This window comes from Pantoea alhagi (genome assembly GCF_002101395.1).
GTDB classification, from domain to species: Bacteria; Pseudomonadota; Gammaproteobacteria; order Enterobacterales; family Enterobacteriaceae; genus Mixta; species Mixta alhagi.
Genome location: NZ_CP019706.1, coordinates 2,203,180 through 2,216,073 on the forward strand (window position 1 = coordinate 2,203,180; position 12,894 = coordinate 2,216,073).

A 12,894-nucleotide genomic window follows, 5' to 3' on the forward strand; every position below is an offset into this window, starting at 1 on the left:
TATTCAGGCCACAAGCTCATGTAATGGTAAGCCTGTGACGCGGCTGGTTAATGATATTTCGCTGGATTAGGATGCCAACCCAATAGCCTGGAATTTACTCAACGGGTTTACAGACTTCCGTTTCAGGGACGAAACGGAAGTCGTGATTGAGCGTTTAAGCGCGCCTTTTTTTCCTGAGCCAAAGCAGCGCCAGGATCAACGCGACGCCTGCGGCCGCCATGCCGATGCGGGATAGCAGCATCAGCGGAGACGTTTCCCCGCCAGCGCGCAGCGTTTTCACGCGCTCTGCGCTGATTTGCACCTGGCTGTGTCCGATATCCTGCATGACATAGTTGGTGACTGCGGCAATTTGCTGGTCGTTGAGCGAGCTGGAAAAACCGATCATCCCCTGACCTTTTTCCGGCCAGACGCCCTGCAATATGGCCATCGCCACGTTGTCGGCGGTGGGTTTAGCCAACACCGGATGGTGTTGCAGTGCCGGAAGCCCGTTGAGTCCCTGACCGGACAGGTTGTGACACGACGCGCAGTTATCACGATACAACTGCTCGCCCTCGCTGAGTCCCGCCAGCGCCTGCGGTATGTCATTTCCCTGAACCGGCGTCAGACCTTTTACCGTAACCGACTTGTTAGCGGCGCGGTCTGCTGGTAACAGATAAGTGGCGATCGCCTGCAGATCTTCCGGCGTCATGCGCGAGAAGCTTTTGTCGATCGCTTCCAGCATCGGACCGCCCGCCGTGGCGCCATTATCGGCATGGCCGGTTGCGAGGTAGTCTGCCAGCATCTTTTGTGTCCAGCGCGGTTCGCCCTGCAGTGTCGCTGCAGTGATGTCCGGCGCGTACCAGGTGCCGAGCGAGGCGCCCTGCAGATTCTTCTTCTGCTGTTCCGCCATCAGAATGTTACGCGGCGTGTGGCACGTGCTGCAGTGGGTTAATCCCTGCACCAGATAGGCGCCGCGATTCCATTCATCCGTCTGCGTCGCGTCCGGCTGATAAACCTTGCTGTCAGCGAACAGCAGGTTCCAGGCCGCCATGCTGAAGCGCAGGTTAAACGGGAACGGCAGTGCGGTTGCCTCCGGTTTCGCATCGACCGGCTGCACGCCATGCATAAAATAGGCATAGAGCGCGGCAACATCTTCGTCAGTCAGCCGGGCATAAGCGGTATAGGGCATTGCCGGATAGAGCTGGCTGCCGTCTCCGCGTATACCTTTACGCAGCGCCGCCGCAAACTGCGCTTCGCTGTAGTTGCCGATACCGGCGCTTTTCGATGGCGTAATATTGGTGCTGAAAATAGTGCCGAGCGGGCTGGTGATGGCATGGCCGCCGCTGAACGGCGCCTTGCCCTCTTCCGTGTGGCAGGCGCCGCAGTCGCCGGCTATCGCCAGATATTCGCCGCGCTTGATCAGTTCACTCTGATCCGCCGGGTGTGCCTGAACTGAGGTGACAGCCAGCACGCCTGCCGCAAACAGAGATTTCCAGTGTTTAACCATGTTGTGTCTCCTGGATAATTTTGTCTGCAGTGCGCAGCGCCAGCGCCATAGCGGTTAGCGTGACGTTGCAGGTGCCGACGGTAGGCATTACGCCGGTGCCGACCATAAACAGATTCTGGTGGTCGTGCGCGCGTCCCCACGCATCGGTTACGCTGGTGGCGGGATCAAGCCCCATCGACAGCGTGCCGGTAATATGCTGGCGGTTAGAAAATTTGCCGCTTTTGCTGTGCTTAATATTGATGGCACCAAGTTTGGCCGCGATGGCGTCATAACATTCGCGCGTTTTCTCGGTGCCTTTCACCACGTAATCATCGATATTCCAGTAGAGCGATGGCGTAGGCAGACCGAGCGCGTCCTTGTTTCCGCTCAGCGTGACGCGGTTCTCTGGATCCGGCAGCTGTTCCAGCGCATTTTTAATGCTCAGGCGACGCGCCGCCCGGAATCGAATCTGCTCCTGCAGTTTCTTGCCGAAGTAGCCTTCCGCCAGTGCCTCTTTGGTCACCGCTGCGACCTGAGAGGCGTTAGAAATATCGATGCGGAACGGCGCATGTTCACGGCGGAAGTCGCCGTCACGGAACTGCCCGATCGAACAGGGACTGACAGGCCCGCGTCCTGGCCAGATTTCTTCATCAACATCAAAGGTCACGCCGATCGCTGGATGATCGCACAGATTACGGCCAACATTGTCGCGCGCGTTGGCAATACCCTGCGGGAATTTGTCGCTGGTGGACATCAACAGTAGCTTCGGCGTTTCGATGGCGTTGGCCGCCAGCACGAAAGTCTCGGCGGTGACGCGATGGCTGACTTTATTCCAGTCGTAGTAATTAGCGGCTGTGATACGGCCCTGCGCATCATGCTCCAGCTGGTAAACCACTGCTTCGGTAACGACACGGACGCCACTGTTTTCTGCCTGCTGCGCCGCAATACCGCCATGGTACTGGGCATCGATCGGGCAGACCGGCATGCAGTTATTATTGCCGCAGCAGGCCGGGCGGCCATCAAAGCTGCGGCTGTTGCGGCCGGTGCTGTCGTCCTGCACGGTAAAATCGGGCGCAAGGCGCGCGGTTACGCGCTGCTGCAGCCACGATGCCGGAACCCGTTCCATCGGGTAGGGCTTGCTGCGCGGTGAACCGTTATCCGGCGATCCGCCGACGCCGGCAATAGCTTCGGCCTGGTAATAGTAGTCTTCCAGATCGTCATAGCCGATCGGCCAGTCTTTACCCACGCCATACTGGCTGTGCTGCCGAAAATCATTCGGTACAAAGCGCCATAGCTGCGCCGCCCAGTGCCAGCTGGTGCCGCCGAGCATGCGGATATACTGCGCGGCAAAGGGATGTGGGCCGGCCTGGTGCAGATAATCGTTCGGCTCCGGCGTGTAACGCGGCTGCGGTGCCATCGGGGAAAATGGATAGGGCGACATAAAGTCAGATTTGAAGGCGGACGCGCGGTAGCGCTCCACCAACTCGTCGCGACCGACTCTGGGGCCGGATTCCAGCAACAGCACCGACTTACCCGCGTTTGCCAGACGGGTGGCAAGCAGCGAACCATTGACGCCTGCGCCAATCACCACCACATCGGCGGAATTCATTTTATTCATTAACGATATTACTCTTCTGAAAATCAGGGCTGTTGCGCCCAGCTACCAATCTGGCCGTAAGAAAAACTCGGCGGCACCAGCTTGTCGCTAACCAGCTGACTGGCAAGCGTGTTGACGTAAGTGATATAGAGGGCGTGGTTGCCCTTGCCGACCACGCCGTTATACCAGCCACTGAGGATCGCCTTCGCCAGCTTCTCGCTTTCTGCATCTGCGTCGGCAAACTTAAGCCGATCCTGTTGCAGTAGCGCAGGCTGGTTTTGCAGCAGGTTTTTTAACCGCGTCAGTTCGCTGATAAATCCTTTTTGCGTCTGGCTAAAGGCCTGCGTTAGCGCGTGCGCCACGGTGACGTTGAGCTCCGTCTGCTGGATAAGCAGGCGCGAAACCTGGATAAATTCATCCAGTCCGGGTAAAGGCCCCTGCGGCTGAGCGGCCTTGAGGCGCGGCAGCGACAGCAGCTGGCCGGTAGCGCTGGCGATGGCCACAACTCCGGCCATCTTCAGCACGCGGCGGCGTGAATAGTGCGTCATAATATCTTCCAGTAAAAACGTCGCCCGCAGCATACCGGGCGACAGGGTAAAGCCAGCTTAGCGGCGGCGTTTACGGCGAACCATTAACCAGACCAGTAGCGCGATGACCGCCAGCGCAGCTGCCGCGACGCCAGACTGTGCAAGCCATACCAGCGGAGAGGAAGGACCGCCGTGGCGGATTTCCGCTACCTGTTCCGCTGAAACCTTCACCTCCGCATTGCCATAGTGCTGCAGGATCCAGTTTGATAAGGTGGCAATCTGCTGGTCATCAAGATGGTTCAGCGCGTTCGGTTGCGCGCCAAACGGCGGCATATAGACATCCCCCTCGGCCGCGTGGCGCTGTACGCCGAAGAGAATGGTGGCAATCAGATTCGATGGATTGTTTTCCGCTGTCGCGCTGTTGTGGAACAGGCTCGGATAGAAGGCATCCTGAGTACCCTCTCCGCTGCTGCCGTGACAGGAGGCGCAGTTGCCGGAGAAGAGGCGCGCGCCCTCATCGCTGACGGGAGTGGAGAACGACTCGCCGCGAAACGCGCTTGTCTGACTGATCGCTTTGCCCTGGCCGAATCGCGATACGCCGCCGGCAGGCGCATGGCTGTCATCCACGCTGCCTATGTACTCAGCGATAGCCGACAGATCGTCATCCGACAGGTGCTGAAAACTGTGGGTAATCGCTTCCGCCATGCTGCCTGCAGCCTGCGCTTTGCCCGCCAGACGCCCGGTTTTCAGGTAGGTGATCAGATCCTGCTGCGACCACTCGCCAATGCCGCTTACCCGATTAGCTGTAATGTTTGGGGCGAACCAGGGGCCAACCTGAGCGCCGGTAAAAGCCTCGTCCTGCTTTTCCTGCATCAGAAAGCCGCGCGGCGTGTGGCAGGTGCTGCAGTGTGCGGCGCCCTCAACCAGATAACGGCCCCGGCTCCAGCTGGCGCTTTGCGTAGCGTCCGACGTAAAGCCCGGCGCCTGCAGAAACAGGGCGTTCCAGAACATCATTGAGAAGCGCAGATTGAGCGGGAACGGCAAATGGGTTTGCTCAGTGGCTTTATCTACCGGCTTTACGCCCGACATGAAATAGGCGTAGAGCGCGTGTATATCCTCATCCGTCAGCGTGGCGTACGCGGTGTACGGCATCGCCGGATAGAGACTTGCGCCGTCGGCGCGCACGCCCTGACGCAGTGCCGCGGAGAACTGCTGTTCGCTGTAGTTACCGATGCCGGCAGTTTTCGACGGTGTGATATTGGTGGCGATAATTTCTCCCACCGGCGATTCAATCGCTTTGCCGCCGGCAAAGGGTTGCCCGTGGTCTGCGGTATGACAGGCGGTACAGTCGGACGCGGTCGCCAGGTACTCTCCTTTTTTTATCAGCGCATCATCGGCGGCATGTGCCGCGCCACATACCAGCGCCAGACTCAGTGCGATCTGTTTCAGCCTCAGCATCTTTACGCCTCCTGCGCCTGTTTGACAATGGCATCCGCCGCTTTGAACGCCAGCGCCACCATGGTCAGCGTACTGTTGCCGCAGGCGGTGCTCGCCATTGCGCCGCCGCCAGGCAGAAACAGATTACGGTGATCGTGCGCACGGCACTCTGCATCCACTACCGAGCTGGCCGGGTCATTGCCCATGATGGTGCCGCCCATGATGTGTTTGCTCTGGTTAAACTGTTTAGAAAACTTTTTGTCAGTTGCGCCCATCGCTTCAGCAATCCGGTTGGCAATCGGCATCGAGTATTCTTTCAGGGAGCGCCGCACGTAATCACCGACGTCATAATGAATTGCCGGTTTCGGCAGTCCAAGCCAGTCTTTTTTATCGCTGAGCGTCAGCCGATTGCTGGCCTCCGGCAGAATTTCGTGCGCCAGCACAATATCGGCGGTACAGGCGGTCATACGACGGATCTCTTCATCCAGCGCTTTGCCTACCAGGCCTTTCTGCAGAGCGGCAAAGGTGACGAAGCGATTGCGTGCAAAGTTGTTAAAGCGGAAATAAGCGCCGGCATGTCTGGAACGAAAATCGCCCTGCGAGGTTTCCATGATGCCACTGTTAACGACCGGCCCCACGCCGGCCCAATAGGGCTCTTCCAGCGTGACCGTCATGGTAATTTGTGGATGATCCATCATGTTGCGCCCGACCTGATCGGAGCTGTTGGCGATACCGTTCGGGTTACGTGAATCCGCTGACAGCAGCAGCAGCTTTGGCGTTTCCAGACCATTACAGGCAAGGATAAACAGTTTGCCGCTGACGCGATGGCTTTGCCGGTGCTGGTCATAGTAGTGCACCGCTTCGATGTGATTTTGCCGGTTGGTTTCGATGCGCCAGACCACTGCGTTGTCGAGGATCGTGGCGCCTTTGGCTTCCAGCCGCGACAGCGCGGTGGCGCCGTCATATTTGGCACCCACCGGACAGACGGGTACACAGTTGTTATTGCCGCAGCAGGCCGGGCGATCATCATAAGAGGTGCCGCTGTTGCGCGCCTGGGCAGTGGGAATATTATGCAGCCCCAGCTTTTCGCGCACGACCTCGGTAAAGCGCGCTTCGCCCGGGCCAAATGGCAGCGCCGGCATCGGATAAGGCTTCGAGCGCTGCGGCGGCCACTGTAGCGCCGGATCGGCAGGGCCGCAGATACCCAGCTTGTATTCTGCACGGGTGTAATAGGGCTCCAGCGTATCGTAATCAAACGCCCAATCACGCCCGACGCCATAACGTGAGTACAGCTGCATATCCGCCGGGGTCAGACGCCAGCAGGTACCTGCCCAGTGCCAGGTGGAGCCGCCCGCGTAGCGAACATAGCTTTGCGCGTAAGAATCCGCTCCGCTGAGTTGCAGATAGTCTTTTCCCGCCCCAGCCGGTTCAGGATGGGGGGCCCATTGGCGCGAAGGATAACACTCGATGGGATTGCCTTTGGCGGCCAGCGGCAGGTTACGATAATTTTCAACAATTTCGGCACGCGAGACGCGCGGGCCAGCTTCCAGCATTAATACCGGAATGCCGGCATCAAGCAGTTGTTCAGCGATTACCACACCGACCACGCCCGTGCCAACGATCACCACAGGTGACTGAGAAGAGTTTGTTATCTTTGTCATAGTTATCAAGTCAGAATTGCGGTACGGGGAGAATCGGTGTGTTAGTACGCTGCCAGTTATTGGGCCCGCTGATGCCGTAGGACGGAATGGTGATCGTGTCCTGGGTGGTGCGCCACGTCAGCGCCTGCTCAAAGGCAAAGCTTTTGGCTGTGCGCGTCGGCTCCAGGCTGCCGGTATACCAGCCAAAGATAATGCGCCTGGCGAGATCCTGTACAGGGCCGGCAGGGATCGCCGGAAAGAAATCCTCTACCACTTTCGCCTGGTGCGCCCGGGCGATTGCCAGCAGCTGGTTAAGGTTTTTCGCCAGGTCCGGCTGTTCCGCTTCCAGCTGCGCCAGCATGCGCTGCCCTACCGCGTCGTCGAGCTCATGATTGACCAAAAGACGGGAGATCTGCATGAAAGGAATAAAATGGAGAGATGATTCGGCAAAGGCGAAACGCGGCAGCACCGAGGTGAGCAGGCCGCCAGCCATAACCACCGCGCCGGACAGCAGAATTTGCCGACGTGATAAGTTGACCTGGTCTGGTGGCAGGTCGTGTGAACTACTCATGATATATCCCTGTTAAATGATACTGCTCGAAATCATCAGACTGGCGGGGCAAAAAACAACCACATGCTACCGTTAGTGACAATTGCAATCTGAAGTTTGGTTCCAATATTTATAATTAACATTGTTATTATATTAAACCGAACTTAAACAACAGACATACAAAATTAACATTTCACGACATCCTGGTTACGCGGCTCCCATCACTTTCTGAAACCTTTACCAGGCATGTTCTGCAGGGCTTAAAGGCGCGCGGGTAAAAACCCTGCCAGCATTGAAGCGGGCTTAGTTGTTTAGTCCTGGTACCTAGCTCTTGCTCTTATTTCTTGCATGTTCATTCCATAATGGCAGTGCTGATTACCACCCATCCAGCATGAACAGTTACAAGGGGTATGATAAGCCTTACCTGCATTAGGGTTAGTCGCACCTTCAGGCCAGTTAGCGGCGTTATGATAACGGCGGCGCTTAGCTTTGAGCCTTATTACCGTTTCTGTTACAGGCAAAATTTATCGAGCGCTATCACGACCTAAGTTAAATTGAAGCTTTTTAATCGTATGGGTCAACGTCCATAACGCTATGTATAGAGTACATATTCTTGCATGCATTCCTCATCCCTGGTCTGATGCTGCGGGCCTGAGTGGCGCGGTTTTGCTTCTGGCGCCACCTGTAAAAACCCAACAAAAAAGCCACTCCGAAGAGTGGCTCTAAACGCCTGATTTAACAGCTAAAATCTGGTGGCCCCTGCTGGACTTGAACCAGCGACCAAGCGATTATGAGTCGCCTGCTCTAACCACTGAGCTAAGGGGCCTGTGAGGCAGGATTATAAAGGAACTTGACGGGGCAATCCAGCAATCGCTAACTGGTTGGCGCTTTTTGCAGCAATTTAATTGATTGAAAAACCTTCATTTCTCTTTCTGCCAGAAGACAACAAGACCGGTCGCAAAAGTGCGACTCTTACCGACCTGATTGATAATAATGAGCCACAATAAGCGGGTACTAACGAACAACAGGAGAGCAGGGATGAGTGAACATACCATTACCGATATTATTGCGCCCGGCCTGCGGGTGGTATTCTGCGGCATCAATCCAGGTAAATCTTCGGCTCATACCGGTTATCACTTTGCTTATCCCGGCAACCGTTTCTGGAAAACGCTCTGGCTGGCCGGTTTTACCGATCGCCAGTTAAAACCGGAAGAGGAGCTTAAGCTACTGGATACCCGCTGCGGTATTACCATGCTGGTAGAAAGGCCAACTAAAGAGGCCAGCGAGCTTTCGTCGGAAGAGCTGCGGGAAGGCGGCAAATCATTGATTGAGAAAATTCAGCACTATCAGCCTGCCGCGCTGGCGGTACTGGGCAAGGAGGCGTTTAAAAAAGCGTTCCGCCAAAGCAAGGTGGAGTGGGGCAGGCAGGAGATCACCGTGGGTGAAACAGAAATATGGGTGCTACCAAATCCCAGCGGGCTTAATCGTGCGACGCAGGAGAAACTCACGGAAGCCTATCAGGAACTCGAGCAAGCGCTGGCAGTACGTGGACGGTAAGGTAATTATATGCTGACAGGAAGAGGGCGTCAGGCACACTGTCAGCCCTGTTGAAACGCGTTGGTTTACCCGCTGGCTGCAAGGCCGCCCAATAAAAAAGGCCTCCCGTTGGGAAGCCTTTTTTGCCATCAGCGTGCTTAGTCGTCAAGGAAGCTACGCAGCACTTCAGAACGGCTTGGATGACGCAGCTTACGCAGCGCTTTCGCCTCAATCTGACGAATACGCTCACGGGTAACGTCAAACTGTTTACCCACTTCTTCCAGCGTGTGGTCGGTGTTCATATCGATACCGAAACGCATACGCAGCACCTTCGCTTCACGCGCGGTCAGGCCAGCCAGAACGTCATGCGTTGCTGAACGCAGGCTTTCTGAGGTGGCGGAATCCAGCGGCAGCTCCAGCGTGGTATCTTCGATAAAATCACCCAGATGTGAATCTTCATCATCACCAATCGGCGTCTCCATAGAGATCGGCTCTTTAGCAATTTTCAGCACCTTACGGATTTTATCTTCCGGCATCAGCATACGCTCGGCCAGTTCTTCCGGCGTCGGTTCGCGGCCCATCTCCTGCAGCATCTGGCGAGAAATACGGTTGAGCTTGTTAATGGTCTCAATCATATGCACCGGAATACGGATGGTGCGCGCCTGATCCGCGATAGAGCGGGTAATTGCCTGACGGATCCACCAGGTGGCATAAGTTGAGAACTTATAGCCACGGCGATATTCAAACTTATCTACCGCTTTCATCAGGCCGATGTTGCCTTCCTGAATCAGATCCAGGAACTGCAGGCCACGGTTGGTATATTTTTTAGCAATGGAGATAACCAGACGCAAGTTAGCCTCAACCATCTCTTTCTTTGCACGACGCGCTTTCGCTTCGCCGATCGACATGCGACGGTTGATATCTTTCACCTGCTCAATCGTCAGGCCGGTCTCTTCCTCAATCTGCATCAGCTTTTGCATGCTGCGCTGCACATCGTCTTCAACGTCGCGCAGTTTTTCAGACCAGGGTTTGTTCATCGCCAGCGCCGCCTGGAACCAGGTTGGGCTGGTCTCATTACCTGTGAACAGCGTAATGAAGTTTTTCTTCGGCATTTTGCACAGTTCAACACACAGCTTCATGATGATGCGCTCTTGCGTACGCACGCGCTCCATCATTTCACGCATGTTGTTGACCAGATAGTCAAACTGCTTCGGCACCAGACGGAACTGTTTAAAGACTTCTGACAGCTTCTGGATCTCTTCAATCGCATCCGCGTGACTGCGACCTTTCGCTTTGATGGTCAGACGCGTCGCTTCATACTGATCGCGCAGCTCGATGAATTTTTCACGCGCCAGTTCAGGATCGATGCTGTTGTCATCATCGCTGCTGTCGCTGTCATCATCTTCATCTTCGTCATCTTCATCGGCGCGCTCTTCTTCGGACAGCTCAGAGCCGACATGCGTCGCGGTAGGCGCCAGATCTTCTTCTGCGTTAGGATCGACAAAGCCAGTGATCAGGTCGGAGAGGCGTGATTCTCCCGCTTCGACGCGATCGTACTGTTCCAGCAAATAGGTGATCGCTTCCGGATATTCAGCTACGGAACACTGCACCTGGTTGATACCGTCTTCAATACGCTTGGCGATGTCAATTTCGCCTTCACGCGTCAGAAGTTCTACGGTACCCATTTCTCGCATATACATGCGGACAGGATCGGTGGTGCGTCCGATTTCAGATTCTACGCTGGATAACACTTGAGCTGCCGCTTCAGCCGCATCTTCGTCCGTGTCGGCGCTGTTTTCGTTCAGCATCAGATCATCGGCATCAGGCGCTTCTTCTACCACCTGGATGCCCATGTCGTTGATCATCTGGATGATGTCTTCGATCTGATCGGAGTCGACGATATCTTCCGGCAGATGGTCATTGACCTCGGCATAGGTCAGATAGCCTTGCTCCTTACCACGGGTGACAAGTAGCTTAAGCTGTGACTGCGGGTTTTGCTCCATAAGACGGTATCCACACTTCTGTTAATTTGATTGGTGTCGGGTCGGCTATAAGAGCCAACAATAACAGTGAGGGCGTTTGGATTATTGCCGCTGCCCTCGTAGCGGCTGTCAGGGTCTGCCTGAGTATAAATCGGCACTTAAGCCGCTGAATTTACTGTTGAGACTGTCATGCTTGTCCTTTTGCACTCCGACCTGATTAATACATTCTCACCGCATCGGGCAGAATGAAATGCGTCGGCTGCACCAGTACGTCTCTTAATACTGGCGCGATCGCTTAACTATTTTTTTGCCAGCGCCTGGCTTAATGAGCGAACTTCTTCCCGCTCCTCAGGGCTAAGGCCATGCGTTCTGGAGCGCGCGATCAGGGTTTCCAGACGCTGCTCCAAAGCGGAGTCATACATTTTTGCCAGGGAATCCTGGAACATCGCCTCTACTTCTTCATCAACGATCATGTGGTTCCATGTCGCCAGAGTTTCAAGGTGCTGGCTAAAATTTGTTCCGCGATATAACTCTAGTAGCTGGCCAGTGGTCAGGCCAGGGTTTGCCATGCAACTCTTTACCAGCTCCATAAAAAGCGGTAATCCCGGCATATTGAGCTGTTCCAGCCCCTGCAGCGAGGGAACCATCGCCGCCAGCCTGGGATTCTGTACCAGCAGTCCCACAAGTATACGCATAGTTGTGCGTTTTAGCTGTGGAGCCGCAGGCTGGACGCCGCTTTCGGCCTGTTTAGGCAGCAGCTTTTCCAGCTGGCTGTCATCCAGAATGCCGAGCATATTACCCAGCTCCTGACGCAGATAAATCCGCAGCGTTTCGCCCGGGATCTGACCAATCAATGGCAGCGCCAGGGTGCTTAAACGCGTCCGACCGTCGCGGGTGCTCAAATCAACCTGCGGCAGCAACGTATCGAACAGGAAGCTGGAGAGCGGCATTGCCTGCTCCATCCGCGCTTCAAACGCCGCTTTGCCCTCTTTACGTATCAGCGTATCGGGATCTTCACCATCAGGCAGAAACATAAAGCGTAGCTGACGCCCGTCATTCATGTAAGGCAGCGCGGTTTCTAATGCGCGCCAGGCCGCTTCACGGCCAGCCCGATCGCCGTCATAGCAACAAACCACGGTATCGGTGCTGCGAAACAGCAGCTGGATATGGTCCGCGGTTGTTGAGGTGCCTAATGAGGCAACGGCATAGTCAATACCAAACTGCGCCAGCGCCACCACATCCATATAGCCTTCGACAACCAATAGCTTTGCCGGTTCAGGATGCTGTTTTTGCGCTTCATACAGGCCATACAGCTGACGGCCCTTATGAAAAATATCGGTTTCCGGCGAGTTCAGATACTTTGGCGTGCCGTCACCTAACACGCGTCCGCCGAAGCCGATAACGCGGCCACGCTTATCGCGGATGGGAAACATCACGCGATCGCGGAAGCGATCGTAGCTGCGGCCCTGGTCGTTAGTGACCAGCATGCCCGCATCCGTTAACGACTGACGATCGTCAGGATTACGGCCAAAACGCTTCAGGGCATTATCCCAGCCGGGCGGCGCGAAGCCGATAGCAAAATGCGCAATAACCTCATCGCTTAATCCGCGCTGATTGAGATACGCGCGTGCTGCAGTTGCCTGTGGCTGAGTCAGCGCCTGTTGGTAGAATTCGGCCAGACCCGTCATGAGCTGATATAAACTTTGACGCTGATGACGTTCCAGCTGACTGGGACCGCTGCCCGCTTCATAGGGCACTTCCAGTCCATGTTGCGTCGCCAACTCTTCAATGCTTTCGACAAATTCCAGACGATCGTAATTCATCAGGAAATCGATAGCGTTGCCGTGGGCGCCACAGCCAAAGCAGTGATAAAATTGTTTCTCACCGTTTACGGTGAAAGAAGGGGTTTTTTCGTTATGGAAAGGACAGCACGCATGGAAATTCTTACCCTGTTTTTTCAACTTAACGCGGGCATCAATAAGATCCACAATGTCCGTGCGGGCAAGTAAGTCATTAATAAAAACGCGTGGAATTCGTCCGGCCATAAGCCCCGTTTTCTTCGCTCATAAACGAAAATAAGCCGCGCTTCCTTCCGGAAAGCACGGCCTCTAACTTGACTCTGTCTGCGTTTAACACGCGGTGGAAGCGCGAAGCCTCCGA

General features: G+C 55.5%; 9 protein-coding genes and 1 tRNA gene. 1 reads left to right on the forward strand and 9 read right to left on the reverse strand.

Features of this window, described 5'->3' with window-relative positions; genetic code table 11:
• Positions 1–154 precede the first annotated feature (154 nt).
• The 7 genes from B1H58_RS10310 to B1H58_RS10340 form a co-directional block, all read right to left on the reverse strand.
• Positions 155–1,486 (reverse strand): cytochrome c, encoded by a 1,332-nt coding sequence (locus B1H58_RS10310; protein ID WP_085070000.1) that lies wholly within the window; start codon positions 1,484–1,486, stop codon positions 155–157.
• Entirely contained in the window at positions 1,479–3,083 is a 1,605-nt protein-coding gene (locus B1H58_RS10315) for a GMC family oxidoreductase (protein WP_085070002.1), read from the reverse strand. Before B1H58_RS10315 ends, B1H58_RS10310 begins: the two co-directional genes overlap by 8 nt.
• A gap of 23 nt (positions 3,084–3,106) precedes the next feature.
• Positions 3,107–3,610: a sugar dehydrogenase complex small subunit gene (locus B1H58_RS10320; RefSeq protein ID WP_085072282.1), complete on the reverse strand. Its 504-nt coding sequence runs from the start codon at positions 3,608–3,610 to the stop codon at positions 3,107–3,109.
• A gap of 57 nt (positions 3,611–3,667) precedes the next feature.
• Positions 3,668–5,047, reverse strand: coding sequence for a cytochrome c (locus B1H58_RS10325; RefSeq protein ID WP_085070003.1), 1,380 nt, complete (start codon positions 5,045–5,047; stop codon positions 3,668–3,670).
• Between the two features lie 2 nt (positions 5,048–5,049).
• Positions 5,050–6,687: a GMC family oxidoreductase gene (locus B1H58_RS10330; protein WP_167373284.1), complete on the reverse strand. Its 1,638-nt coding sequence runs from the start codon at positions 6,685–6,687 to the stop codon at positions 5,050–5,052.
• Between the two features lie 10 nt (positions 6,688–6,697).
• The gene (locus B1H58_RS10335; RefSeq protein ID WP_085070005.1) at positions 6,698–7,237 is read right to left on the reverse strand and encodes a sugar dehydrogenase complex small subunit; all 540 of its coding nucleotides are present in this window, start codon (positions 7,235–7,237) and stop codon (positions 6,698–6,700) included.
• A gap of 729 nt (positions 7,238–7,966) precedes the next feature.
• A tRNA-Ile gene (locus B1H58_RS10340) sits at positions 7,967–8,042 on the reverse strand.
• Positions 8,043–8,254: 212 nt separating this feature from the next.
• Between B1H58_RS10340 and mug the strand changes: the two genes are divergently transcribed.
• Entirely contained in the window at positions 8,255–8,773 is a 519-nt protein-coding gene (mug, locus tag B1H58_RS10345) for a G/U mismatch-specific DNA glycosylase (protein WP_085070007.1), read from the forward strand.
• A 137-nt stretch (positions 8,774–8,910) separates the two neighbouring features.
• Here mug and rpoD read toward each other — a convergent pair whose 3' ends face one another.
• Together rpoD and dnaG are read right to left on the reverse strand one after the other, a co-directional pair.
• Positions 8,911–10,755 carry an RNA polymerase sigma factor RpoD gene (gene rpoD / locus B1H58_RS10350; RefSeq protein ID WP_085070009.1) on the reverse strand — a complete coding sequence of 615 codons (1,845 nt, stop codon included), beginning with the start codon at positions 10,753–10,755 and terminating at the stop codon, positions 8,911–8,913.
• Positions 10,756–11,033: 278 nt separating this feature from the next.
• On the reverse strand, positions 11,034–12,779 hold the full coding sequence (gene dnaG / locus B1H58_RS10355; protein WP_085070011.1) for a DNA primase: 1,746 nt from the start codon (positions 12,777–12,779) through the stop codon (positions 11,034–11,036).
• Positions 12,780–12,894: the final 115 nt, after the last annotated feature.

Bases quoted from the DNA above. Each gene is read 5' to 3' on its own strand.
- B1H58_RS10310 (WP_085070000.1), bottom strand. From the start codon at position 1,486: ATGGTTAAACACTGGAAATCTCTGTTTGCGGCAGGCGTGCTGGCTGTC.
- B1H58_RS10315 (WP_085070002.1), bottom strand. From the start codon at position 3,083: ATGAATAAAATGAATTCCGCCGATGTGGTGGTGATTGGCGCAGGCGTC.
- B1H58_RS10320 (WP_085072282.1), bottom strand. From the start codon at position 3,610: ATGACGCACTATTCACGCCGCCGCGTGCTGAAGATGGCCGGAGTTGTG.
- B1H58_RS10325 (WP_085070003.1), bottom strand. From the start codon at position 5,047: ATGCTGAGGCTGAAACAGATCGCACTGAGTCTGGCGCTGGTATGTGGC.
- B1H58_RS10330 (WP_167373284.1), bottom strand. From the start codon at position 6,687: ATGACAAAGATAACAAACTCTTCTCAGTCACCTGTGGTGATCGTTGGC.
- B1H58_RS10335 (WP_085070005.1), bottom strand. From the start codon at position 7,237: ATGAGTAGTTCACACGACCTGCCACCAGACCAGGTCAACTTATCACGT.
- mug (WP_085070007.1), top strand. From the start codon at position 8,255: ATGAGTGAACATACCATTACCGATATTATTGCGCCCGGCCTGCGGGTG.
- rpoD (WP_085070009.1), bottom strand. From the start codon at position 10,755: ATGGAGCAAAACCCGCAGTCACAGCTTAAGCTACTTGTCACCCGTGGT.
- dnaG (WP_085070011.1), bottom strand. From the start codon at position 12,779: ATGGCCGGACGAATTCCACGCGTTTTTATTAATGACTTACTTGCCCGC.